A 25,374-nucleotide genomic window follows, 5' to 3' on the forward strand; every position below is an offset into this window, starting at 1 on the left:
GCCGTGCGCAGAGTTGATCTTGGCGTGAAATGGGTCGGAGCGCCAGCGTGTCCAGGACCACACGGCGGCGGGATGCCCGCAGCTCGTGACGCACTTGACACAGCAGCCCCGGCTCTCCCTCCCAGGAGCCCCACGCGCACCATCGTCGAAAACCAGCCCACCGAGAGATTGTCGTACGCCGAATCGTTTCCGCTCGATTTCCGCCCCGGGATTGGCGAGAAGTGATCGGCCAGTGTTGAAACATGGAAAAATTTGGACAGACTCCGAGATTAGGCGTGTGTGGCTCGTGAGACAGAAGTGACGATCCGTGAGGCTCTCACATGGGAGCCGGGATCACCACGTCCGCGTCGCCGACCTGTTGAGAGGGTGTGAAACGAGACGGATTTCAACGGGAGTGGTGATCCGTGGAGTCCGAGATTCTGCTTTCATCTGACCTCATGGATCCCTTGAAGACATCCGAGCAGTTGCGTCTGGCGAGCGAGCAGCGCAAGCTGCGACTGCAGGTTCTCGGCCTCAACAGCCTCGAGGCGGAGGCCACGTTCGACCGTGTCGCCCGGCTCGCGGCCAGCTTCACGCAGACCCCGCTGGCCATGGTGAACTTCATCAACGACGAGCGGCAGATGTTCCGCGGCATGTACGTGCCCACCGCGTCGCCCGACGACAAGGCGGACCCCGCGGGCGGCGGCGTCGTCTTCGACCTCAGCAGCGCAGCCCGTGAGGCGCCCAACGACTACGGCTTCTGCCCCCACGTGGTGGCCCAGGGGTCCCAGCTCGCCCTGGACGACGTCTTCGACTACCCGCGCTTCAAGGGCAACCCGCTCGTCAACGACATGGGTGTGCGCTCGTACCTCGGCACCCCGCTGCGCGACAACACCGGCATGATCCTCGGCACCGTGTGCGTCGCCGACATGAAGCCCCGGAACTGGGACCGCAAGCTCCGGGAGGGCATGCAGGAGCTCACCGAGACGCTGCTCGCGGACTTCAAGCTGCGGGACAGCCTGCTCGCCCAGCAGCAGGAGCTGTTCGCCGTGTTCGACGGCGCCCCGTTCCCCATCATGCTCACCGAGGGCGCGAACCACCTGCTGCGGTACGCCAACGGCAAGCAGGGCTCCGCCTTCGGCATGGTGCCGCAGTTCAGCCCCGGCCGGACGGCGCTGCCCGGACTCGAGACCATAGGGGTCTTCAACGCGATGGACGAGGCCTTCCACACCGGCCGCGCGGCCACGCTGCCCCGCGTGCAGATCAGCACGTACGACTACCCGCAGCCGCAGGAGTTCAGCTTCCTGTGCACCCCGGTGCGCACCTCGCCCGGCGCGCCCATCAGCGGCGTCCTCACCGTGGCCATGAACGTCACGGGTCAGGCCTTCACCGGCCACGAGCAGCAGGCGTTCGCCGCGAACGTCCAGGAGCGTTTCGAACGGCTGGGCTCCGGCGGCGTCGCGGGCGCCTTCCCGGGACAGCGCGCCTGACGGCCGTACGCCCGGCGACCGTGCCCGGGCAGAGGGACGCCGAGCCGTCCGGCCCGGCCGACGCGGCGGACACACGGGAATCCATCCGCCACCGGCCGGGCGGCCGTCCGCCCGCGTGGCCGCCCGGGTCAGCGCAAGCCGTGACGCCACTCGCGGGGGCTCACCCCGTACCGCCGGCGGAACGCCGTGCTCAGCGTGCTCGCCGAGGTGAAACCCGACGCGTGCGCCAGATCCGTGATGGTCAGGTGCCCGCAGTCCGCGCACGCCAGCCGGTCACGGACCAGTCTCAGCCGCTCCTCCTTGATCAGTTCGCGCGGCGTGGTGCCCGCGAGCTGCAGGGCCAGCTGCACCTGGCGCAGCGACCAGCCCAGAGCGCGCGCGACCGTCGTGCCGGTGAGCGCCGGGTCGGCGGCGTGCTCGCGCACATGACGGCGGACCATCGCCTCGACCTCGCGGAGGTGACCCCGTGCGTCGGGGCGGTCGTCGCCGGCGGCGAGCATGCAGACCAGCTCGACGACCCGGTCGGTGACCGCGTCGAACTGGCCGTCGGCGAGCCGGTCGCGCTCCCGGTACAGGCTGTCCAGCATGGAACCCGTGACGGCGCCCAGCCCCTTCGTCAGGTCGAGGCCGGTGGCCAGCGGCGACCGGCGGCTCAGCGGGCCGTTCACCGCACGGGCCGGGATCGTGAGGATGAACGCCCGTGCGTCCGCGGTCTGCAGGCACTCGAAGGGCGCCGCGAAGCTGACCACCGCGCCGGTCCCGGGAACCAGCCAGGACTCCTGCTCGTCCTGCCGCAGCCGGATGCTCCCGCTCACCGGTACCACCAGGCGGTAGTCCTCGTCCGGGGCCCGGCGCACCTGGCCGGGGGTCCGGCTGTACCGGATCTCGTCCGACCGGAACATGACGAGCTGATAGGTGCCGGAGCGCTGGAGGACGGTCTCGCCCCGGAAGTCGTCGGGGCGGGTGTAGCCGTAGTCCATCCGCGGCTGGTAGGCGGCGATGTGCTCGCTCCAGAAGTCGGCCCGCTCGCCCGCGTCGACCACATCGGTGGTCCGCGACTCCACCAAGTAGCTCCCCGTGAGCAACGATCCTCCTCACCGCGACGATTGCCGACGGTGCGCGCGCACCGCCCCCCGTGCGGCCCGGCGTCACCGTCCGCCGGTCACCGGGCGTCACACGGAGGGACCTTAGCGCGGCGGTTCCCGCGGGAGCCGGGTACCCGGGCGGGAGCCGGGGAGCGTTCCGGGGCGGGGGAGGCGGCGGAGTTCAGCCCAGGCGTACGGGCAGCCGGCGGTGCCCGTTGGAGATGAAGGACTCCACGTGTCCCGTCCCCTCCGCGCCGGGCGCGAGTTCCAGGCCGGGGAACCGCTCGAACAGGGCCGGCAGGGCGACCGCGGCCTCCAGGCGGGCGAGCGGCGCGCCCAGACAGCGGTGCACGCCGTAGCCGAAGGCCAGGTGCTCCTTGTCCGGACGGGTGACGTCGAAGAGCGCGGCGTCCTCGCCGTACCGCGCGGTGTCGCGCCCGGTCGCGGCGTACGCGGCCAGGATCGCCTCGCCCTTGCCGATCACCGTGTCCGCCGGGCCGCCGAGGTCGCCGAGCGCGATGTCCTCGACGGCGTACCGCAGCGGCAGGTTGGCGACCGGGGCGTCGTACCGGAGGGTCTCCTCGACCACGTCGTCCCAGGAGGCCCGGCCCGAGCGCACGAGGGCCAGCTGAGCGGGGTGGGTGAGCAGGGCGTGGACCGCGTTGTCCAGCAGGTTGACGGTGGTCTCGTGGCCGGCGCTGATCACCAGGAACAGGGTGTCGAGCAGTTCCCGCTCGCCGAGCCGGGCGCCGTCCTCCTCGTCGCGGGCCGCGATCAGCCCGGTGGTGAGGTCGTCGCCGGGTGCGGCCCGCCTGTCGGCGACGAGTCCGGCGAGGACGCCGTACAGCCCCTCGTACGCGGCGGTCATCTCGCCCGCTCCGGCGGACGTGTCGAAGACGCCGTCCACCAGCCGGCGCAGCTCGGCCGCGCGGTCCTCGGGCAGGCCGAACAGTTCGCTGATCACCTGGATCGGCAGCGGGTAGCAGAACTCCTCACGCAGATCGACGGTCCCCGACCGGCGCGCGGCCTCCTCCACCCGGTCCAGGAGCGCCCCGGTGATCTCCTCGATCCGGGGCCGCAGCGCCATGGTGCGGCGGGCGGTGAACGCCTTGGAGACCAGGGTGCGCAGACGCCTGTGGTCGGCGCCGTACGCGGTGAACATGTTCCGCACGGCGACCCAGGTGAACAGCGGCCAGTCGGGGGTGATGTCCCCCTCCCGGAACCGGGTCCAGTGCCGCCGGGCGTCCTTGGACACCCGCGGGTCCGTCAGCAGCCGCTTGAGCAGCTCCGGGCCGACGACCGCCCACGCCTCGACCCGGCCGGGGAGCTCCACCCGGGCGACCGGCCCCCGCGCACCGATCCGGGCCGCCTCCCCGTGGATGTCGCGGCCGGTGCCGTCCAGCACCACGGGGCCGGGTGCGGTGGTCGCGGCGCTGGACTCTCCGGTCGTTCCCATCGGGCCTTCCCTGCTCGTCTCGGTGTGACGGGCCGTCACGCTACGGCCGGCCGGCCGGCCCAGGTGACCGTGCGCGGCACCCGCTGCGTGTACGGGCAAGATCCGTGCGCGCAGCGCGAAGTCGACGCCTCACCCGCCTCATAGGCTCGAAGCCGCGGGTGGCGCCGACGCGTACGACGCCGACGGCACCGGTGGACGCGACACGGGGGTTCGCGTCCACCGCCCCGGCAGCCGTGCGACGGTGCCGCCCGCGCGCGTACGCCCACGCCCAAGGGGGCGTCCTCCGTCCCCGCCGGTGGCACGTCGAGGGTTTTCCCTGTATCCGCGCAGGTCGGCCCGCACTTATCGTTCATCTGCGGCTGATCCACAGGCAACCCCGGGCGGGTCCGCCGCGACCAGGCCGGCCTCACGCGTCACGCCCCTTTCCTTGTTCCCCCACGCCGCTTCGACGCGCGCCACGAGGCGATGCACCGTCGCATCCCGCCGCCCGCGCGGAGCCGGTCACGAAAGGCAAGCCCTTGCGCACCTCCCCCTCCCGTGCCGCGGGACGGAAGCTGATATCCGTCGCCGCCGTCTCCGCCACCCTGCTCGCCGGCGTCACCACCACGGCCGCCGTCGCCCAGCCCGCCGCCGACGGGCACGCCCCGGTGACACCGCAGAGATCCGCCCCCGCCCTCGCCGGTCCCGCCGAGGCCGCCCCCTCCGTCCCCGCCGAGCGCCTGATCGTCGGCTACAAGCCGGGCGCCGCCGAGGCCACCTCCGACCGGGCCGCCTCCTCCGACGCCGCGGCCAAGGGCCGGAAGGCCGGCGAGGACCTCGGCTTCGAGCGCCGCCTCGGCTCCGGTGCCGCCCTCGTCGGCCTCGGCGACGGCCTCAGCACGAAGGCGGTCTCCGACGTCATCGCCGAGTACAAGGCCGACCCGCAGGTCGCCTACGTCGAGCCGGACCGCCTCAACACCCCGCTGGCCACCCCGAACGACACCCACTACACCAAGCAGTGGGACCTGTTCGAGACCACCGCCGGCATGCGCGTGCCCGGCGCCTGGGACCTCGCCACCGGCAGCGGCGTGACCGTCGCCGTCCTGGACACCGGCTACGTCGCCCACTCCGACCTCGCCGCGAACATCGTCCCCGGGTACGACTTCATCTCCGACACCTTCGTCTCCGTGGACGGCGACGGGCGCGACAGCGACCCCTCCGACCCGGGCGACTGGAACAGCGCCAACGAGTGCCAGACCGGCTACCCCGCGGCCGGCTCCTCCTGGCACGGCACCCACGTCGCGGGCACCGTCGCCGCGGTCGCGAACAACAACAAGGGCGTCGCGGGCGTCGCGTACGGCGCCAAGGTCTCCCCGGTGCGCGTCCTCGGCAAGTGCGGCGGCTACGACTCCGACATCATCGACGCCATCACCTGGGCGTCCGGCGGCACCGTCGCCGGCGTCCCGGCCAACCCGAACAGGGCCGACGTCATCAACATGAGCCTGGGCGGCTCCGGCCGGTGCACCACGGCCACCCAGAACGCCGTCAACGGCGCCGTGAACCGCGGCACCACCGTCGTCGTCGCCGCGGGCAACAGCAACGCCAACGCCGCCAACTTCTCCCCGGCGAGCTGCTCCAACGTCATCTCCGTCGCCGCGACCAACCGCAGCGGCGCCCGCGCCTCGTACTCGAACTACGGCACCACCGTCGACATCGCGGCCCCGGGCGGCCAGACCGGCACCGCCTCCGCGGACGGCATCCTGTCCACCCTGAACACCGGCACGCGGACCCCGTCGGCCGAGGCCTACGCGTACTACCAGGGCACCAGCATGGCCGCCCCGCACATCGCCGGCCTGGTCGCGCTGATGAAGTCGGCGAACCCGTCGCTGACCCCGGCCCAGATCGAGTCGGCGATCAAGGCCAACGCCCGCGCCCTGCCCGGCGCCTGCTCCGGCGGCTGCGGCGCCGGCCTCGCGGACGCCGCGAAGACCGTGCGGGCGGTACGGGGCTGAGCGGCCCCCGCCCGTGAACGGCCGGCCGGTGCGCACACGCACCGGCCGGCCGTTAGCGTAGGCGCATGCAGAGCGACGAAGCCCCCCGACCGGTGGGAGTGACGTGTCCGGGCTGCGGCGGTTCCGGGCCCGCGGTGCGCGCGGTGCCCGACGTCTGCGCCGACCCGGAGGCGCGACGCGACGGCCTGGCCGACCGGCTGACGCAGGGACCGGGCCTCACGTCCCGCTCCGACACCGTCGTCCACACGATCGAGGGCCTGCTGCTGGTGTTCGTGGGCGCCGCCCTCGCCCACAGCGGCATCCGCAGCGGCGAGCCGCTGTACACGGTCGGCGGGTCGGTGCTGGCGGTGCTGATGCTCGCCGTCACGGCGGGAGTGGTCCGCAGCGAGATCCGCGAGCGGCGCGTGCAGGCGGGACGGCCGCGCGCCGACGCCCTGTGGCGTGCGGCCTCCCACTGCTCGGGCTGCGGGGCGGTGTTCTTCCCGGGCGGCGTCCCCCGGTCCCGCCCGCTCACGCCGGAGCAGTTCAGGAAGTACGTGTGGACGGAGGCCGGTTACGGTGACCAGCTCGACGAGCGGGCCCGGGACGCGGCCCCGCCTCCCACGGACCCGGCCCGGCCGGGAGGAGTGCCGGACCATGTCTGAGACCACTGACGCCCCCGTCATCACCGGTGCCGACCCCGCGTCCTTCCCGCACAGCGTGCTCGCCGACCGCCACCCCGCCCTGATCCGCCGGGTGCGCGACGCCTTCCCGTACGGACCCGAGCAGCACCGGGCCCTGGACGCGCTGCTGAAGAGCGCCGTGGAGGGCACGGTCGAGGCGCTGGACGGCGACGCGTGGTGGGACGCGTGGGGCGTCGCCGAGTACGTCGGCCGCTCCTGGTTCGAGGTGCCCTTCCTCTGGTCCGAGAGCTACTTCTACCGCCGGCTGCTGCACGCCGTCGGGTACTTCGGAGGGCCTCCGTGGTCCGCCCCGTGGCAGGGCGTCGACCCCTTCCGCCCCTTCAAGCTCGCCGAGCTCGGGGGCCCGGAGGCCCGCGAGGAGATCGCCGCGCTGGACCGGCTGGCCGGCCTGACCGAGGCGGAACAGCGCACGGCCCTGCTGCACGGCTCGCTCTGGGGCAACCGCGCCGACCTCGGCTTCCGCCTCCAGAGGGCCGGTGACCACGATGACGACGCCGACGGGGCGGGCGCCGGCGAGCTCGTCGCGGACGACGGCGACGTCCTGTGGCGGCTGCTCCCCGGCGCCGGGACGCTGCTCCTCGTCGCCGACAACGCGGGCTGCGAACTCGTCCCCGACCTCCTCCTCGTCGACCACCTGCTGCGCCACGGCCACGTCGAGCGGGCCGTGCTGCACGTGAAGCCGTACCCGTACTACGTCTCCGACGCCACCACCGCCGACGTCGTCGACGCCGTGCGCCATCTGGCCGCCGCCGGCACGGAGCACGGCCGGCGCCTGTGGTCCGCGCTGGCCGACGGCCGGCTCGCCCTGCGCGCCCACCCCTTCTCCTGCGGCCCGCTGCCGTACGCCGAGATGCCGGACGACCTCCGCGCGGAGTTCGCGGCCGCGGACGTCACCGTCATGAAGGGCGACCTCAACTACCGCCGTCTGGTGGGCGACCGCATGTACCCGCCGACCACCCCGTACCGGGACACGACGGCGTACTTCCCCGGCCCGGTCGCCGCCCTGCGCACCCTCAAGTCGGACGTGATCACCGGCCTAGCCCCGGACACGGAGGCCCGGCTCGTCGCCGCCGAGGGACAGCGCTGGCGGACCAGCGGGACGCACGCGCTGATCCAGGTACGGACGTAGCGGCGGGCCCGGCTGCGTTCCGGGCCTGTTCGCAGCGGGCACCCGGAGAAGTTCCGCCGGCGCTCCGGATTCACGCGATGGTGTGACCATGTGCCGCTGCCCGGATGCCGCCGCAGGCGCTCGGGTAGTGCCCGGCCATGACACAGCCGTTCCGCCTCCCGCACTTCTACCTGCCGTACCCCGCGCGGCTGAACCCGCGTCTGGAGGAGGCCCGCGCCCACTCCGCCGCGTGGGCGCGCGGCATGGGCATGCTGGAGGGTTCCGGCGTCTGGGAGCAGGCGGACCTCGACGCGCACGACTACGGGCTGCTGTGCGCGTACACGCACCCCGACTGCGACGGCCCGGCGCTCTCCCTGATCACCGACTGGTACGTGTGGGTCTTCTTCTTCGACGACCACTTCCTGGAGAGGTTCAAGCGCACCCGGGACCGCGCCGGCGGCAGGGCCCACCTCGACCGGCTGCCGCTCTTCATGCCGCTCGACCCCGCCGCCCCCGTGCCCGAGCCGGAGAACCCCGTCGAGGCGGGCCTCGCCGACCTGTGGGCGCGCACGGTCCCGTCGATGTCGCGGGACTGGCGCACCCGGTTCGCGGCCGCCACCGAGCACCTGCTGAACGAGTCGCTGTGGGAGCTGTCCAACATCGGCGAGGGGCGGATCGCCAACCCCGTCGAGTACATCGAGATGCGCCGCAAGGTGGGCGGCGCGCCCTGGTCGGCGGGGCTCGTGGAGTACGCGACGGCCGAGGTCCCCGCGCGCGTGGCGGGGACGAGGCCGCTCAGGGTGCTGACGGAGACGTTCGCGGACGCCGTCCACCTGCGCAACGACCTGTTCTCCTACCAGCGGGAGGTCGAGGACGAGGGAGAACTCAGCAACGGCGTCCTCGTCCTGGAGACCTTCTTCGGCTGTACGACGCAGCAGGCGGCCGACACCGTCAACGACATCCTCACCTCCCGGCTCCACCAGTTCGAGCACACGGCGCTCACCGAGGTCCCCGCGCTCGCCGCGGAGCGGGGGCTCACGCCCGGTGAGGCCGCCTCCGTCACCGCCTACACGAAGGGGCTCCAGGACTGGCAGTCGGGCGGCCACGAGTGGCACATGCGCTCCAGCCGGTACATGAACGAGGGCGCCGCCTCCGCGCGCGGACCGCTCGACCTCGGCGGCGCGGCGCTGTCCGGCCCGGTGCCGCTGTTCCGGGCGGGCCTCGGCAGGTCCGGCGCCGGGGTGGGCGCCCTGCTCGCCGGGGCCGCCGCGGACCGGCTCCGCGCCCACACACACGTCCCGTACCAGAAGGTCGGCCCGTCCCTGCTGCCGGACTTCGACATGCCGTTCGAGGTGCGGCTGAACCCGGGGCTCGACGGGGCGCGGCGACGCCTGCTGCCCTGGGCGCGGCGCACGGGCATCCTCGGCGAGGGCGTCTGGGACGAGGACCGGCTCGACGCGGCCGACCTGCCGCTGTGCGCGGCGGGCCTGGACCCCGACGGCACCCCGGAGGCGCTCGACCTCGGCGCCCGGTGGCTGACCTGGGGCACGTACGGCGACGACTACTACCCGCTCGTCTTCGGCCGGCGGCGCGACCTCGCCGCGGCCCGGCTGTGCACCGAGCGCCTGTCGGCGTGCATGCCCGTCGAGGACGGTGAGCAGCCGCTCCTCCCGGCCGACGCCATGGAGCGCGGCCTGACCGGTCTCTGGCGCGACACCACCGCCGGGATGGGCCGGGACGCCCGCCGCAGGCTGAGGGCGTCGGTGGAGGCGATGACCGCCGCCTGGCTGTGGGAACTGTCCGACCAGCTGCAGAACCGTGTCCCGGACCCGGTCGACTACCTGGAGATGCGCCGCGCCACCTTCGGCTCCGAGCTCACGATGAGCCTGTGCCGCGCGGGGCACGGCCCGGCGGTCCCGCCGGAGGTGTACCGCAGCGGACCCGTCCGGTCCCTGGAGCACGCCGCCATGGACTACGCGATGCTGGTCAACGACGTCTTCTCGTACCAGAAGGAGATCGAGTACGAGGGCGAGATCCACAACGGTGTCCTCGTCGTGCAGCACTTCTTCGGCTGCGACTACCCGGCCGCGCTCGGCGTCGTCCACGACCTGATGACCCAGCGCATCGGGCAGTTCCAGCACGTGGCGGAGCACGAACTGCCCGCCCTGTACGAGGACCTCGGCCTCCCGGCGCGGGCGCGCGGCGTCCTCGACGGCTACGTGGACCAGCTGCGGAACTGGATGGCCGGCATCCTCAACTGGCACCGCCACGTCCGCCGCTACCGCGCCGACCACCTCGCCCGCCGCGCCCACGGTTTCCTGCCGGACCGGGCTCCCGCGCCACCGGCGTGGCGGCCCGAACCGGTGGTGCTCTGAAGGGAGGTCTCCGCGATGAGGGGACCAGGAACGGAACACGGGGGTGTCCGACCTTGACCGACACGATCGACGAGGCCGCCGTCCACGTCGCCGGAACCGGCGAGGGGACGTCCGCCGCGGGGGAACTGACGCCGTACGTCGCCCCGCTGCCCGTGCCGCCCCTGCTGCGGCCGGCCACCGGCGACGTACCGCACCAGACCGAGATCGCGCTGCGCCCCGCCTGGGTGCGGCTCCACCCGCAGCTGCCGCCGACCCTGATGTGGGGATACGACGGACAGGTGCCGGGCCCGACCGTAGAGGTGCGGCGCGGGCAGCGCGTCCGCATCTCCTGGACCAACCGCGTCCCCAGGGGCAGCGAGTACCCCGTCACCGCCGTCGAGGTGCCCGCCCGCGCCCCGGGTGTCCCGCCCGCCACCACCGAGCCGGGCCGCGGCGGCGCCGAGCCGAAGGCGGACGTGGCCGCGCTCCCCGCCTGGTCCGTGACGCACCTGCACGGCGCGCAGACCGGCGGCGGCAACGACGGCTGGGCGGACAACGCGGTCGGCTCCGGCGACGCCCAGCTCGCCGAGTACCCGAACGACCACCGGGCGGCGCACTGGTGGTACCACGACCACGCCATGAACATCACCCGGTGGAACGTGCACGCGGGCCTGTACGGCAGCTACCTCGTCCGGGACGACGAGGAGGAGGCACTCCGGCTGCCGCGCGGGAGGCGGGAGATCCCGCTGATGCTCGCCGACCGCAACCTGGACACCGACGAGGACGGCCGCCTCGACGGGCGCCTGCTGCACAAGACGGTCGTGGTCGAGGAGCGCGACCCGGAGACGGGCAAGCCGGTCACCCTGCCCTTCACCGGGCCTTACACGACGGTCAACGGCCGCATCTGGCCCTACGCCGACGTGGACGACGCCTGGTACCGCTTCCGGCTCGTCAACGCCTCCAATGCGCGCGTCTACCGCCTCGTGCTGATCGACGAGGACGGCGAACCGGTGCCGGGCGTGGTCCGGCAGATCGGCAGCGACGGGGGACTGCTGCCGCGCCCCGTGCCGGTCGACTTCGCAGGTGAGCTGCCGGTGCTCAGCGCGGCCCCGGCCGAGCGGTTCGACCTGCTCGTCGACTTCCGGGGGCTCGCGGGACGTCGGCTGCGGCTGGTCGACCAGGGCCGCGGGCAGGCGCCCGGGGTGCCCGACCCGGTGAACGACGTCCCCTATCCGCAGGTGATGGAGTTCCGCGTCCGCGAGAGCGGTGAACGGGACACCTTCGAGCCGCCCGACGTCCTCTCCGGCTCCTTCCGCCGGCTCACCCACGCCACCCCGCACCGCCACCGGCTCGTCGTCCTCACCCCGCCCGGCACCACGGGCGGCGGCGGGCACCCGGAGATCTGGGAGATGGCCGAGGTGCGGGACCCGATCGGCGTCCAGGTCCCCGCGGCCGGCGTCATCCAGGTGACCGGCGCGGACGGCACCACCAGGACGTACCGCCGCACCGCGCGCACCTTCGACGACGGGCTCGGCTTCACCGTCGCCGAGGGCACCCACGAGCAGTGGAGCTTCCTCAACCTCTCCCGGGTGCTGCACCCCATGCACGTCCACCTCGCCGACTTCCAGCTGCTGGGACGCGAGGCGTACGACGTCTCCGGCTTCGACCTGTCGACCGGCGGCACGGTGACGCCGGTCCGGTCCGACCCGGGCACCCCGGTCCCGCTCGCCCCCAACGAGCTCGGCGACAAGGACGTCTTCCAGGTGCCGGGCGAGCAGATGCTGCGGGTGCTGGGCCGCTTCGACGGGGCGTACGGCCGGTTCATGTACCACTGCCACCTGCTGGAGCACGAGGACATGGGCATGATGCGGCCCTTCGTCGTCCTGCCGGAGGAGGTGCTGAGGTTCGGCCACGGGGCGGGGCACGGCGGCCATGAGGGCCACACGGGTTGACGGGACGCCACGGGTGTCCGTGCCACGGGCCAGCGGCTCGCGCGCGCCGCGGCGGAGGGGCAGGATGCTGCCCGTGGAACCGCACACCCGCGCCCCTCACCGCCCACGCCGGCGGGCACCGCCTCGGCACCACCCCGCGCGAACCGGCCGTAGCCGGCCGACCGGCTGCACCGGACGCGGAGACGCACCGTACACCAGGAGCCCACCGACCACCGGACCACGGCGGCGCGACCACGACCCGGGGACCATGAGCCAGGCACCGACACCCACCGCGGACACCGTCCGCCGACTGGTCCGTACCCTGCTGCCCGACGGCGGCGCGCCCGCGGTGCGGCCCGTCACCGAGGACGGCGCGCACCGCACCTGGTGGGTCGGCACCCGGCACGTGCTGCGCCTGGCCCCCGACCGCGAGGCCACCGCACGGCTGCGGCGCGAACTGCGGCTGCGGGACCTGGTCCGCCCGCACCTCCCGGTGCCCGTCCCGGCGAGCGCCGCGCACGGCGAGTGGGCGCCCGGTCTCGCGTACACCCTCGACGTGAGGCTGCCCGGCGGCACCGGCGAGGACCTCACGGTGTCCGCGCTCGGCGAGGCCGATCTGGCGGGGCTGCTCACCGGACTGCGCGAGGTGCCCGCGGGCCGGGCCGGGACGCTGGGCGTCCCGCCCGCCGCACCGCGCCCGCTGGAGAGCCTGCGGACGGCCGCTGCGGCAGCGGCCCGCCGGCTCGCGGAGGCCGGCGAGTTCACCGGCCGGTTCGGCCGGCTCACCCCGTCCGCCGCGGACCGGCTCGCCGCGCCCGCGCCCGTCCTGGTGCACCACGGCCTCCGGGGCGAGCACCTGGTGGTGAGCGGCGACGGCCGGGTGCGCGGCGTCCTCGACTGGACCGGGGCGGTGATCGGCGACCCCGCCGAGGACGTCGCGGGGCTCGCCCTGGCGGTCGGCTCACCGGCCGCCGTCCGGGCCGCCACACTCGCCGGGTACGGGGCCCGCACCTGTCTGCGCGGCCTGTGGCTGGCCCGCTGCGACACCGTGCTCCGGCTAGCCGGCGGGCTCCGGAACCACGACGACGCACCGCTCCCGCTGCTGCGGCACCGGCTGCGGCGGGCCTGGGAGCCCATCCTGCTGGAGCGGATCACCGAACTGCCCGACGGGGACTGACCGGACCCGGACCGCGGCGGCCGCCCCGGTCACCCCTGTCCCAGCACCACGCACGACTCGCCGGGCAGCCGCAGCACCCCGTCCCGGCCCGGTGCCTCGACCGGCTCCCAGGCGGCCAGCACGCGCGCGCGGTGCAGACCGAGCTGGATCGCGGCGGGCTCCGGGCCCAGGTTGACCGCCACGCGGACGTCGCCGCGGCGGAAGGCGAACCAGCGGGCCGCCTCGTCGTGGGCGACCCTGACCTCGGCGAGATCGGGATCCGACAGGTCGGGCTGCGCGCGCCGGAGCGCGATCAGCTCGCGGTACCAGGCGAGCACGCGCGCGTGGGGCTCGCGCGCGGGCTCCGACCAGTCCAGGCACGAGCGGTCGCGGGTCGCGGGGTCCTGCGGGTCGGGGATCTCCTCCTCGGCCCACCCGTGCTCCGCGAACTCCCGGCGCCGGCCCCGCCGTACGGCCTCGGCGAGCTCCGGGTCGGTGTGGTCGGTGAAGAACTGCCAGGGGGTGCCCGCGGCCCACTCCTCGCCCATGAACAGCATCGGCGTGAAGGGCGCGGTGAGCATCAGCGTCGCCGCGCACGCCAGCAGCCCGGGGGACAGGTGCGCCGCGAGCCGGTCGCCCTGCGCGCGGTTGCCGATCTGGTCGTGCGTCTGCGTGTAGCCGAGCAGCCGGTGCGCCGAGACCCGCGTACGGTCCAGCGGGCGGCCGTGTCCGCGGCCCCGGAACGTCGAGTACGTGCCGTCGTGGAAGTACCCGCCCGTGAGGGTCTTCTCCAGCGCCTCGAAGGGCGCCCGCGCGAAGTCCTCGTAGTAGCCCTGGGACTCGCCCGTGAGCGCCGTGTGCAGCGCGTGGTGGAAGTCGTCGTTCCACTGCGCGTGCAGCCCGTACCCGCCCTGCGTGCGCCGGGTGATGAGCCGCGGGTCGTTCAGGTCCGACTCGGCGATGAGGAACAGCGGCCGCTCCACCTCCTCGGCGAGCGCGTCCACGGCCGTCGACAGCTCCTCCAGGAAGTGGCACGCGCGCGTGTCCTTCAGCGCGTGCACCGCGTCCAGGCGCAGCCCGTCCAGCCGGTAGTCCCGCAGCCACGCCAGCGCGCTGCCGAGGAAGTACCCGCGCACCTCGTCCGAGCCGGGCGCGTCCAGGTTGACGGCCATGCCCCAGGGCGTGTGGTGCCGGTCCGTGAAGTACGGGCCGAACATCGGCAGGTAGTTGCCGGACGGACCCAGGTGGTTGTGCACCACGTCGAGGACGACGCCGAGGCCCAGTTCGTGGGCCCGGTCGACGAAACGCTTCAGCGCCTCGGGCCCGCCGTACGGCTCGTGCACCGCCCACAGCGACACCCCCTCGTACCCCCAGCCGTGCGTCCCGGGGAACGGGCACAGCGGCATCAGCTCGACGTGGGTGATCCCCAGTTCCACGAGGTGCTCCAGCCGCTCCGCGGCCGCGTCGAGCGTGCCCTCGCGCGTGTAGGTGCCCACGTGCAGCTCGTACAGCACCGCGCCGGGCAGCCCGCGCCCGGCCCACGGCACCCGCCACGCGTACCGCTCGTGGTCGACCACCGCGCTGAGCCCGTCCGGCCCGTCCGGCTGACGGCGGGAGCGCGGGTCGGGCAGCACGGGGCCGTCGTCGAGCGCGTAGCCGTACCGCGTGCCGTCGGCCGCCTCCGCCTCGCCCGTCCACCACCCCGGACGCCTCGTATCGCGGTCCAACGCGCGCGTGGTGTCCGCGCAATGGAGCGTCACCCGGTCTGCCTGTGGTGCCCACACCTCGAACTGCACGGACGGTTCCCCTTCGGCTGCGGCATGTGAGGTATCCCGTCCATGGTGCGGCACATCGCGATCACCGCGCTGGCGAATCGGCCCTTTTGCCCGACAGGGCGCCACTGTGACCGGTGGCGACCGGTTCCGCGCTTTCTGGACAGCCGGGCCGCGCTGACCGACAATCACACGCGTGACGTCGTCCTTCGAGTTCAACACCTCCCCCGCGCGGCTGTCCGACACGGAGCGCGAGCGGGCGCTGAAGGTGCTGCGTGACGGCGTCGCCCTCGGCCGTCTCTCGCACGACACCTTCGTGCGCCGCATGGAACTCGTGCTCGCCGCCCGGCATCCCCACGAGATCGCCACGCTCACCGCCGACCTGCCCACCGAGAACCGCTGGTCCCGGCTGGTGTTCGGGACCGTCCGCGCGGTCTCCGGCTTCACCGTGGCGCTGCGCAGGACCTGGCAGACCGAGCGGCTTCCCAAACTGCTGCTGCCCCGGCCGGACGGCGGGCACCCGCTGCGCATAGGGCGCGACCGCGCCAACGGGCTGCGGCTCAGCCACGAGACCGTCTCCCGGGTGCACGCCGAACTGAGCCACCAGGGCGGGCTGTGGGTGCTGCGCGACCTCGGCTCGACCAACGGCACCACCGTCAACGGGCGCCGTGTCGTCGGCGCGGCCGTCGTCCGCGACGGCGACCAGGTGTGCTTCGGGCACGTGGCGTTCCGGCTGGCGGCGGAGTAGGCGGCCACCAGGGGAGCGCGGCGGCTTCAGACCAGGCGGTCCCGCGCGTGGCGCGCCGCCGTCACCACGGTCCTGACCTGGTGCTCCACCTGGTTCTCCAGGGGCACCCAGCGGGCCCCGAAGCGCTCCGCGAAGGCATCGCTCCAGAGGGCCACCAGCTCCTCCAGACGCGGCGCCGCGCTGTCGTCGGCCTGCCGGAGCACCCGCAGCAGCATCGCGGCCGCCCGCAGCGGCAGCCGGCGCCCGAACGCCTCCAGACTGCCCACGTACGCCACCGTCGTGTCCGGCGGTGTCCCCCGCGCCCAGTCCGCGGCCAGCCCCGGCACCAGGTCGAGGGCCCACCGCGAGGCGCGCAGCAGCGGCCCCTCCGCACCCGCCAGCCGCGGCAGCGCCTCCCGCAGGATCCGCTCCACCCGGCACGCGTCCTCGCTGAGCCGCCGCGCCAGCCCGTCGAGCGCCGCCGCCGGGTCCGGGTGCGGGGCGGGGTCGTCCACCAGGTCGCTCGCCCACATCGGCACCTCGACGACCGCGGTCAGCCCGCCGTACCGGTGGGCGTGGTACCAGGTGCTGTGCCGGGCGTCGTCCGGCATGCCCGGGTGCGCCGCGCCCGGCCCGGGGTCGGGCATCACGCGCACGCCGGGCCCGGAGGCGGGCCAGCCGGCCGCGTCGGAGGCGCTCGTCTCCACCGGGATGTTCAGCTCGGCCGCGGACTTGGCGAACGGTTCGGCGAGGCCGGGCACGTCCCGGGTCAGCTGTACCCAGCTGCCGCCCAGGTCGGTGCCGTGCAGGGTCACCTGGAGGTAGGGGCGCAGCTCGTCGATGACCCGGGTCAGGGTGCGGGTCTCGGGCGGCAGCCGGTCCGGCGGCAGCACCGACGGCGACCACTCGGGCTGCTCGGGACCCGCGGGGCGGAAGAACCCCAGGTGGTAGTCGAACAGGGTGCGCGGCGCCGGAGTCGTGTGCAGGCTCGCCCCGTCCGGGTCCGCGCAGAGCAGGAAGTGCCAGGAGGCGCCGGCCCGCAACTCCCGCTCGCGCACCACCCGTTCGGCCAGCGCCAGCAGGGTCGAGCCGCCGGTCGGCTCGTTGGCGTGGGCGCCCGCGACGACGAGCACCGCGCTCGGGTCGTGGCCGACGGACAGCAGCTGGAGGGGGCGTCCCGCCCGGGAGACGCCGACCTGTCTCAGGGCGCACAGGGCGGGACGGTGGGCCGCCAGCGCCCGGGCGGACGACTCCACTTCCGTGACCGTGGGGTAGCGCAGTTCCCGCAGGAGACTCACCCCCGTCCTGTCCGCCCGGCGTCGCCTCTCGCAGTCTCCCCGCACGGAGGGAGGTGTCAAGGAGGTGACGGGGGCGGCTCCAGGGGGCGCCTGGGGGCATACGCCATCCGAGGGGAGTCATATGACCGGGGCCGTGATCGTCGCGGTCAGTCCCGGACGCGCTCCAGCAGGACCACCGGCAGATCCGCGAAGAGGTCCGCCGCGCGCGCGTGTCCCGTGAACTCCCGCTCCGGCGCGAGGACGTCGCCCCACCGTCCGGGAGGCAGCGCCAGCACGGTGTCGCCCCAGCCGCCCGCCTCGGCCAGCCGCAGCGACAGCCGGGTGACGGCCGTGACCACCTCCCCGGACCGCGCGAACGCGACACAGTGCGCGGCGGCCCGGCCCTCGGCGGACAGCGGGCGGTACGTCGCCCGCTCCCCGAAGACGTCGGGGCGCCGGCGGCGCAGCCGCAGGGCCGCCGCGGTGACGCCGGCCTTCTCCGAGAGCAGCTCACCGCGCTCGAACGGCCGCCGGTTGTCCGGGTCCACCAGCGCCAGGTACTCGTCCTCCGTGCCCTGGTAGACGTCCGGCACACCCGGCATCGTGAGCTGGACCAGCGCCGCGGCCAGCACGTTCGCCCGCACATAGGGCGTGAGGGCGGCCCGCAGCGCCGCCACGCGCCGGTCGTCGGCCGGGCCCCGGGCCACGAACTCGGCCACGGCGCTCTCGTACCCGGGGTCCTGCTCCGTCCAGGAGGTGTACAGGCCAGCCTCCCGCACATGCTTGAGCAGGGCCCCCTGGAGGCGCTCCGCGTCCGCCGGGCCCAGCCCGAACGCCGTCTGCCAGGCGGCCCACGCCAGTTGCGCGTCGGGCACGCCGGGGCCGTCGCGGGTCACCTCGGTGAGCAGGCCGGCCCACCGCTCGGGGCACTCGGTGAGCACGGCGAGGGCGGCGCGCACGTCGGCGCTGCGCTTGGTGTCGTGCGTCGACAGCACCGTCCCCGTGGTGGGCCAGTCGCGCTGCACGCGCGCGCAGTACGCGTGGAAGGCCTCCGGGGCGACGGCCGGGGCGCCCGGGTTCCCGCCCACCTCGTTCACCGACAGCAGCGGCACGTAGCGGTAGAACGCCGTGTCCTCCACGGACTTGGCCCGCAGCGCGGACGAGGTCTGCGCGAACCGCGTCCGGAACTCCTCGCATCCGGGCCCCTCGCCCGCAAGCCCGAGCACCAGGTCGCGCACCGTGTCGACGGCCCGCGCCTCCTCGGGCACCACGAACGCGGCGCGCGCCTCGGCCGCGGCCTCCTCGGTGAGAACGGCGGAGGCGTCCTGGGAGGCGTACGGCCGGTACACCTCCATGCGCACCAGGAGCTCGCACAGCGCGGTGCGCAGGGCCCAGGGCGCGTGGTCCCGCAGGGCGGGATCGGGGGCGTGGACGCACAGGTGGTGCGCCACACGAGTGAGCCGGTCCACCTCCGTGGCCAGCTCGTGCGTGATCACCTTGTACGCGGCGCGCCGCACCGTGGCCGCCCAGTGGCCGCCCCGGTCGGGCTGCGGGGCCGCGTACCGCCGGTACTGGCCCAGCAGCTCCCCGGCGCCCGCCGGGTCGACGAACAGGCCGTCCACGTGGCGCAGGGCGTCGTACCCGGTGGTGCCCGCGACCGGCCAGGCCGCCGGCAGCGGCTCGCCCTCGGCGAGGATTTTCTCCACGACCGTCCAGCGCCCGCCGGTCGCCTCGTGCAGCCGGCGCAGGTACGCCTCCGGGTCGGCGAGGCCGTCCGGGTGGTCCACGCGCAGTCCGTCGACGACGCCCTCGTCGAGCAGTTCGAGGATCTTGGCGTGGGTGGCGGTGAACACCTCCGGGTCCTCCACCCGCACCCCGATCAGCTCCGAGATGCTGAAGAAACGCCGGTAGTTGAGCTCGGTGCGGGCCAGCCGCCACCACACGGGGCGGTACCACTGCGCGTCCAGGAGCTGCGGCAGCGGCAGCTTCTCGGTGCCCTCGCGCAGCGGGAGGACGTGGTCGTAGTAGCGCAGCTCCCGGCCGTCGACCACGAACTGGTCCAGCTCGTCGCCGAGCGGGCCGCCGAGGACCGGGAGCAGCACCTGTCCGTCCTGCGCGTCCCAGTCGATGTCGAACCAGCGCGCGTACGACGAAGCGGGGCCCTCGCGCAGCACCTCCCACAGGGCGCGGTTGTGCCGCGGGGCCATCGCCATGTGGTTCGGCACGATGTCCACGACCAGGCCGAGGCCGTGCTCCCGCGCGGTGCGCGACAGCTCACGCAGGCCCTCCTCCCCGCCCAGCTCGCCGCGCACGCGCGCGTGGTCCACGACGTCGTACCCGTGCCCGGAGCCCGGCACGGCCTCCAGCACCGGCGACAGATGGAGGTGGGAGACGCCGAGCGAGGCCACGTACGGCACGGCGGCCGCCGCGGCGGCGAAGGTGAAGTCCGGCTGGAGCTGGAGCCGGTAGGTGGACGTGGGCGCGGTCGTCGCGGTCGGCACGGCCTCGTCCGGGGGCCCGGAGCGCTCAGGTGTCATGCCACCCTACGTACCCGCTCGCCCCGGGAACCTGCGCACCCGACCGTGGGAACGGTCGGGCCCCGGCCGCTCCCCGGCCATGATCACGGCACCGGCCGCGGCACGGGGGCCGCCGCGGTACGGCGGACCGCCCGGGTGGAGGAGCCACCCGGGCGGTCCGCGCGCGTGTGCGGTCCTGCGGTTACGCCGGCCGCTGGAGCACCGTCAGGCTCCGGTCCTGCAGGGTCAGCCGGTCGCCGGCCTTGACCTTCGCGCCGTCGCCCGGCGGCACCCCGTCCGAGCGGGCGGTGTCGACCACGACCTGCCACTGGCGGCCGTGGTTGACCGGCACCACGAACTCCAGTGGTCTGTGCGAGGCGTTGAACATCATCAGGAACGAGTCGTCCGTGATCCGTTCCCCGCGCACGTCCGGCTCCGAGATCGCGTTGCCGTTGAGGAAGACGGTCAGCGTCGACGCCTGGGCCGAGTCCCAGTCGCGCTGGGTCATCTCCTCGCCCGCCGGGGTGAACCACGCGATGTCGGACAGGTCGTCGTGGGTGCCCTCCACCGGCCGTCCGTGGAAGAAGCGGCGGCGCCGGAAGACGGGGTGGTCCCTGCGCAGCCGCACGATCGCGCGCGTGAAGTCGAGCAGGGCGGTCCGGTCGTCGCCCGCCTCGGAGTTCTCGGGGTCGGGCCACGGCACCCACGAGATCTCGTTGTCCTGGCAGTAGGCGTTGTTGTTGCCGCCCTGGCTGCGGGCGAACTCGTCGCCGTGGCTGAGCATCGGCACGCCCTGGGACAGCAGCAGCGTCGCGATGAAGTTCCGCATCTGCCGGGACCGCAGCGCCAGGACCCCGGGGTCGTCCGTGTCGCCCTCGGCCCCGCAGTTCCACGACCGGTTGTGGCTCTCCCCGTCGCGGTTGTCCTCGCCGTTGGCCTCGTTGTGCTTCTCGTTGTACGCGACCAGGTCGTGCAGCGTGAAGCCGTCGTGGCAGGTCACGAAGTTGATCGAGGCGAGGGGCCGGCGCCCGTCGTCCTGGTACAGGTCGGAGGAGCCGGTCAGCCGGGACGCGAACTCCGCCAGCGTGCGCGGCTCGCCCCGCCACAGGTCGCGGACGGTGTCCCGGTACTTGCCGTTCCACTCCGTCCACAGCGGCGGGAAGTTGCCCACCTGGTAGCCGCCCTCGCCGACGTCCCAGGGCTCGGCGATCAGCTTCACCTGGGAGACGACCGGGTCCTGCTGGACCAGGTCGAAGAACGAGGACAGCCGGTCCACCTCGTGGAACTGCCGGGCCAGCGTGGCCGCGAGGTCGAAGCGGAATCCGTCGACGTGCATCTCGGTGACCCAGTACCGCAGCGAGTCCATGATGAGCTGCAGGACGTGCGGGGAGCGCATGAGCAGCGAGTTGCCCGTCCCCGTGGTGTCCATGTAGTACCGGGGGTCGTCGGTCAGCCGGTAGTACGAGGGGTTGTCCAGGCCCTTGAAGGACAGCGTGGGCCCCAGGTGGTTGCCCTCCGCGGTGTGGTTGTAGACCACGTCGAGGATGACCTCGATCCCGGCCTCGTGCAGCGCCTTGACCGCCGACTTGAACTCCAGCACCTGCTGTCCGCGGTCGCCCCAGGAGGCGTAGGCGTTGTGGGGGGCGAAGAAACCTATGGTGTTGTAGCCCCAGTAGTTGTTCAGGCCCATGTCCACCAGGCGGTGGTCGTTGACGAACTGGTGGACGGGCATCAGTTCCAGGGCGGTGATCCCGAGCTCGGTGAGATGCTCGATGACCGCCGGGTGCGCGAGGGCGGCATAGGTGCCGCGCAGTTCCTCGGGCAGTCCCGGATGCCGCATCGTCAGGCCCTTGACATGGGCCTCGTAGAGGACGGTGTGGTGGTACTCGGTGCGGGGGCGCCGGTCGTCGCCCCAGTCGAAGTAGGGGTTGACCACGACCGAGGCCATCGAGTGCGGGGCCGAGTCGAGGTCGTTGCGGCTGTCGGGTGAGCCGAAGTGGTATCCGTACACCTCCTCGCCCCATTTGATCGAACCGCTGATGGCGCGCGCGTAGGGGTCCAGCAGCAGCTTCGCCGAATTGCAGCGCAGTCCGCGCTCGGGTGCGTACGGGCCGTGCACGCGGTAGCCGTACCGCTGCCCGGGCATGACGCCGGGCAGGTACGCGTGCCGTACGAACGCGTCCGTCTCCCGCAGTTCCACCGCCGTCTCGGAGCCGTCGTCGTGCAGCAGACACAGCTCGATCCGGTCGGCGGCCTCCGAGAAGACCGCGAAGTTGGTGCCGGCGCCGTCGTACGTGGCGCCGAGTGGGTATGCCTCTCCAGGCCAGACCTGCATAGGACCGACTCTTTCAGTTGGGCAGTGCCGTAGGGAGCGTCTTGCAGCCGAGTGTCCCCGAAAGTGATGGAACCACCTATGACTTGCGTCCCTCTCGTCGGTCGGCCACCGGCCGCCGCGGGCCGGTGGCCGGAAGTCGACCCCACGGGCGCCGCGGACCGGGCGGCTATGAAACCGCTCACTCGGACCCGGCCCGCGCGCGGGAACGGCCCGGCGGGACGCGGCCGTTGGAAAACGACCTGTCCATCCGGCTGCACCGCCCACCGCTCCCGGAGTACCCTTCCTTGATCGTTGAACAGGGGTTGCCCCGGGGGAGCGGAAGGCGGTGCACGGGTGGGCTCGGGAGGGCTGGAGCTGCCTCCTGGTGACGAGGGTCACGAGGGGGGCTCCACAGAGGTCCCACCCGGCGCGGTGTCGCTGGCGCGGCCGATGGAGAGGGGCTCCATCGGGCCGGAACTGGACTGGGACGCCGACGCCTGGCGCGAGGTGCGGACACGGGCCCAGCGGGCCGGCCGCGCCTACATCTGGCTGAACCTCGTCGAACAGCGGCTGCGCGCGGTGGTGGCCGCCGTGCTGCGTCCCGTGTACGAACCCGTCCACGGCGACGACTGGGTGGTGGCCGCCGCCGGGCCCGCCGGGCAGGAGTGGGTGCAGCGCGCGGTCGCCGTCCGGGAGGTCAGCCGCCGCAAGGGCTATCTGCTCGACCCCGCCGACGACAATGTGATCAGTTTCCTCACCCTGCCCCAGCTGCGCGAGCTGATGGTGCAGCACTGGCCGTGCTTCGAGCCGTACGTCGACGACCGGCGCGAGGTGGAACTCGTCCTGGACGAGCTGGAGGTGGCCCGCAACGTCGTCTCCCGCAACCGGGCGCTGTCGGAGGCCGTGCTGGCCCAGGCCGAGCGCGCCTCCGCCCGGCTCCTGGAGATCCTCGGCACGGGCGGCGACGTACCCTCCGCCCGCCGGCTGCCGGTCGACGCCGTCGAGGACCTGGTGGGCGACCGGTACGCGGACGTCGTGGGCGTGCACCCGGACCGCGTACGGCTGCTGCGGCAGTTCCCGGCGGAGGACCTCTTCGGCGGCGCCCGCCGGCTGGACGCCATCGGGATCGGCCTGAACCTGCTGGTGCAGAACTTCTCCGGCCGGCGGCTGGTACGGCTCGCCGACGCCGGGTGCCGGGTGCGGCTGCTGTTCCTGAACCCGGCGTCCAGCGCGGTGAAGCGGCGCGAGCGGGAACTCGGCGTCAAGCGCGGCGAGCTGAGCCGGGCGGTGGAGATGAACATCCTGCACATGCGCCGGGTGCGGTCCAGGCTGCGCGACCCGGGAGCCTTCGAGATCCAGGTGTTCGACGAGACGCCGCGCTTCACGGCGTACCTCGTGAACGGTGACGGCTCCGACGGTGTCGCGGTCGTCCAGTCGTATCTGCGCCGCTCGCGGGGCATGGAGTCGCCGGTCCTCGTGCTGCGGGGCGGGGGACGGCTGCTCAAGGCGGACGAGAGGGACGAAGGGTGCCTTTTCGAGACGTACCGTGAGGAGTTCGAACTGGCGTGGGTGGATTCCCGGCCGGTGTCGTGAGACCGCGGGCAACCTGTTGAGCGGACGTTGAGCGGAAGGCGGCGGTCCGGTTGTCAGTGGTGCGTGCGAGGGTAAAGGCCACCGGGGGAAAGCACCACTGAGGAGGGGGCCACCATGAGCTGGCACCGGGAGCCGCTGGTCGGCTTCGACCTGGAGACGACCGGCACGGACCCGCGCGAGGCGCGCATCGTCACGGCGGCGGTCATCGAGCTCGAGGACGGCGAGCCGGGCGCGTGCCGGGAGTGGCTCGCCGACCCGGGCGTCACCATCCCCGACGACGCGGTGGCCGTGCACGGCATCACCAACGAGCGCGCGACGGCCGAGGGCAGACCGGCCGACCAGGTCGCCGACGCGGTGGCGGACGTCCTCGCCGGGTACTGGCGGGCGGGCGTCCCGGTCGTGGCGTACAACGCCGCCTTCGACCTGAGCCTGCTCTCCGCCGAGCTGCGCCGGTACGGTCTGCCGTCGCTGCGCGAGCGGCTCGGCGGCGCCGAGCCCGCGCCGGTCGTCGACCCGTACACGATCGACCGCCGGGTGGACCGCTACCGCCGGGGCAAGCGGAACCTGGAGGCGGTCTGCGGGGAGTACGGGGTCGTGCTCGACGCGGCCCACGACGCGGCGGCGGACGCGCTGGCCGCGGCCCGGCTCGCGCACGCGATAGCCGGCCGCCACCCCAAGGTCGCGGCCCTCGCCCCGGCGGAGCTGCACCGCCGGCAGATCGAGTGGTACGCCGAATGGGCGGCGGACTTCCAGGACTTCCTGCGCCGCAAGGGGAACACGGAGGCGGTGGTGGATGCGACCTGGCCGCTGCGGGAACCGGCGGACGAACCGGTGTGACGCACGCCGGGCCCCGGGGCGCTCGCCGCGGAACGGACGCTCAGAACGGGTACCAGCGAACGGCCGCGTCCCCGTCCCGCAGCGACGCCACCCGCCGCCGGAACTCGGCCAGTGCCTTCGGGTTGCCCGGGGCGTGCTGGGCGACCCAGGCGCAGCTCGCCGTCTCGCGGGCGCCGCGCAGCACCGCGCAGCCGTCCCACTCGCGCACGTCCCAGCCGTACGTCGCGGTGAACGAGGCGTACTCCTCCTCCGGCAGCCCGTAGCGGTCCCGGGAGAGGGCCATGACCACCAGGTCGTGCTCGCGCAGATCGGTGGCGAAGGTCTCCAGGTCCACCAGGACCGGACCGTCCGGGCCGACGTGCACGTTGCGGGGCAGCGCGTCGCCGTGGATCGGGCCGGGCGGCAGGTGCGGCGTCAGGCCGGCCGCGGCCGCGGCGAAACCGTCACGGCGGTCGCGGAGGTACGCCGCGTCCGCGGGGTCGACCGCGTCGCCCGCGAGGCGCAGCCAGCGCTCCACCCCGCCGAGCAGTTCGCGGCGCGGCAGCGTGAAGGACGGCGCGGGCAGCGCGTGCACCCGGCGGAGCAGCCCGGCCAGGTCGCGGGGGGTCGCGGGGCGTACGGCGGCGGGCAGCCGGTGCCACACCGTCACCGGGTGGCCGTCCACCGAGAGCGGTTCCGGCGCGGCGGCCCGTACGGCGGGGACGTCCGCCTCGGCGAGCCAGAGCGCGACGTCGAGTTCGCGGCGGGCGCGGCCGAGGAGCTCGGCGTCGCGGCCCACCTTGACGACCAGGTCACCGACGGCGAACACCGCGTTCTCGCCGAGGGTGAGCAGCTCCGCGCCGCGTCCCAGCCCGGCCCCGGCGAGTACGTCCCGTGCCCGTGCCTCGTCCATCCGTCGCCTCCGTGTCCGTCCGTCCGTACCCGTTTTCGTCGGTAAGTGTCGCATTCGCACAGGTCGCAGGATGTGCGCGGTGCCTTGACGGACCCTCGGGCGCTCAGCACCATGGCGGGGGCCCGCCCGGCTCCGGGCGGCGCGCCGCACAGACCTGCGCGCAGGCCCGGACGAGCCGCCCGGAGGTGCCGTCGATGACGTTGGCGATCACAT

General features: G+C 73.9%; 16 protein-coding genes and 1 pseudogene. 10 read left to right on the forward strand and 7 right to left on the reverse strand.

The window, feature by feature from the left end; genetic code table 11:
- The first annotated feature begins 437 nt into the window (after positions 1-437).
- Positions 438-1,469 (forward strand): GAF domain-containing protein, encoded by a 1,032-nt coding sequence (locus IEZ04_RS06275; protein ID WP_189215673.1) that lies wholly within the window; start codon positions 438-440, stop codon positions 1,467-1,469.
- Positions 1,470-1,597: 128 nt separating this feature from the next.
- On the opposite strand, the gene IEZ04_RS06280 is transcribed toward IEZ04_RS06275, so the two are convergent.
- Together IEZ04_RS06280 and IEZ04_RS06285 are read right to left on the reverse strand one after the other, a co-directional pair.
- Positions 1,598-2,554, reverse strand: a complete 957-nt coding sequence (locus tag IEZ04_RS06280; RefSeq protein ID WP_229820864.1) for an AraC family transcriptional regulator — start codon at positions 2,552-2,554, stop codon at positions 1,598-1,600.
- A 181-nt stretch (positions 2,555-2,735) separates the two neighbouring features.
- Positions 2,736-4,010, reverse strand: coding sequence for a cytochrome P450 family protein (locus tag IEZ04_RS06285; protein WP_189215674.1), 1,275 nt, complete (start codon positions 4,008-4,010; stop codon positions 2,736-2,738).
- Between the two features lie 518 nt (positions 4,011-4,528).
- Here IEZ04_RS06285 and IEZ04_RS06290 point away from each other — a divergent pair.
- From IEZ04_RS06290 to IEZ04_RS06315, 6 genes and pseudogenes are all read left to right on the forward strand, one after another.
- Positions 4,529-5,998: pseudogene (locus IEZ04_RS06290) on the forward strand (S8 family peptidase); the annotation flags it as partial.
- A 68-nt stretch (positions 5,999-6,066) separates the two neighbouring features.
- Entirely contained in the window at positions 6,067-6,645 is a 579-nt protein-coding gene (locus IEZ04_RS06295) for a hypothetical protein (RefSeq protein ID WP_189215676.1), read from the forward strand.
- Positions 6,638-7,813 carry a damage-control phosphatase ARMT1 family protein gene (locus IEZ04_RS06300; protein ID WP_189215677.1) on the forward strand — a complete coding sequence of 392 codons (1,176 nt, stop codon included), beginning with the start codon at positions 6,638-6,640 and terminating at the stop codon, positions 7,811-7,813. The genes IEZ04_RS06295 and IEZ04_RS06300 overlap by 8 nt, the downstream gene beginning before the upstream one ends.
- Positions 7,814-7,950: 137 nt before the next feature.
- Complete coding sequence (gene cyc2 / locus IEZ04_RS06305; RefSeq protein WP_189215678.1) at positions 7,951-10,167, forward strand: germacradienol/geosmin synthase Cyc2; 2,217 nt, start codon at positions 7,951-7,953, stop codon at positions 10,165-10,167.
- A 53-nt stretch (positions 10,168-10,220) separates the two neighbouring features.
- Entirely contained in the window at positions 10,221-12,098 is a 1,878-nt protein-coding gene (phsA, locus tag IEZ04_RS06310; RefSeq protein WP_373296262.1) for an O-aminophenol oxidase PhsA, read from the forward strand.
- A 247-nt stretch (positions 12,099-12,345) separates the two neighbouring features.
- Positions 12,346-13,254, forward strand: coding sequence for a phosphotransferase family protein (locus IEZ04_RS06315; protein ID WP_189215679.1), 909 nt, complete (start codon positions 12,346-12,348; stop codon positions 13,252-13,254).
- A 29-nt stretch (positions 13,255-13,283) separates the two neighbouring features.
- Here the strand turns inward: IEZ04_RS06315 and treZ are convergent, their stop codons facing one another.
- Entirely contained in the window at positions 13,284-15,029 is a 1,746-nt protein-coding gene (treZ, locus tag IEZ04_RS06320; RefSeq protein WP_189215680.1) for a malto-oligosyltrehalose trehalohydrolase, read from the reverse strand.
- Between the two features lie 172 nt (positions 15,030-15,201).
- Here treZ and IEZ04_RS06325 point away from each other — a divergent pair, with 172 nt between their 5' ends.
- A complete protein-coding gene (locus tag IEZ04_RS06325) occupies positions 15,202-15,753 on the forward strand; it encodes an FHA domain-containing protein (RefSeq protein WP_189215681.1) in 552 nt (183 codons plus the stop codon).
- A 26-nt stretch (positions 15,754-15,779) separates the two neighbouring features.
- Here the strand turns inward: IEZ04_RS06325 and IEZ04_RS06330 are convergent, their stop codons facing one another.
- The 3 genes from IEZ04_RS06330 to glgX form a co-directional block, all read right to left on the reverse strand.
- Complete coding sequence (locus IEZ04_RS06330; RefSeq protein ID WP_189215682.1) at positions 15,780-17,030, reverse strand: M14 family zinc carboxypeptidase; 1,251 nt, start codon at positions 17,028-17,030, stop codon at positions 15,780-15,782.
- A gap of 146 nt (positions 17,031-17,176) precedes the next feature.
- The gene (gene treY / locus IEZ04_RS06335; RefSeq protein WP_189215683.1) at positions 17,177-19,546 is read right to left on the reverse strand and encodes a malto-oligosyltrehalose synthase; all 2,370 of its coding nucleotides are present in this window, start codon (positions 19,544-19,546) and stop codon (positions 17,177-17,179) included.
- Between the two features lie 181 nt (positions 19,547-19,727).
- Positions 19,728-21,860, reverse strand: a complete 2,133-nt coding sequence (gene glgX, locus IEZ04_RS06340; RefSeq protein ID WP_189215684.1) for a glycogen debranching protein GlgX — start codon at positions 21,858-21,860, stop codon at positions 19,728-19,730.
- A gap of 333 nt (positions 21,861-22,193) precedes the next feature.
- On the opposite strand from glgX, the gene IEZ04_RS06345 reads away from it, so the two are divergent.
- Positions 22,194-23,432, forward strand: a complete 1,239-nt coding sequence (locus IEZ04_RS06345; protein WP_189215685.1) for a DUF5919 domain-containing protein — start codon at positions 22,194-22,196, stop codon at positions 23,430-23,432.
- A 114-nt stretch (positions 23,433-23,546) separates the two neighbouring features.
- Positions 23,547-24,269 carry a 3'-5' exonuclease gene (locus tag IEZ04_RS06350; RefSeq protein ID WP_189215686.1) on the forward strand — a complete coding sequence of 241 codons (723 nt, stop codon included), beginning with the start codon at positions 23,547-23,549 and terminating at the stop codon, positions 24,267-24,269.
- 40 nt (positions 24,270-24,309) lie between these two features.
- Here IEZ04_RS06350 and IEZ04_RS06355 read toward each other — a convergent pair whose 3' ends face one another.
- A complete protein-coding gene (locus tag IEZ04_RS06355; protein ID WP_189215687.1) occupies positions 24,310-25,161 on the reverse strand; it encodes a phosphotransferase enzyme family protein in 852 nt (283 codons plus the stop codon).
- Between the last annotated feature and the right edge of the window lie 213 nt (positions 25,162-25,374).

The sequence above is a fragment of the Streptomyces ruber genome (assembly GCF_014648075.1).
Lineage (GTDB): Bacteria > Actinomycetota > Actinomycetes > Streptomycetales > Streptomycetaceae > Streptomyces > Streptomyces ruber.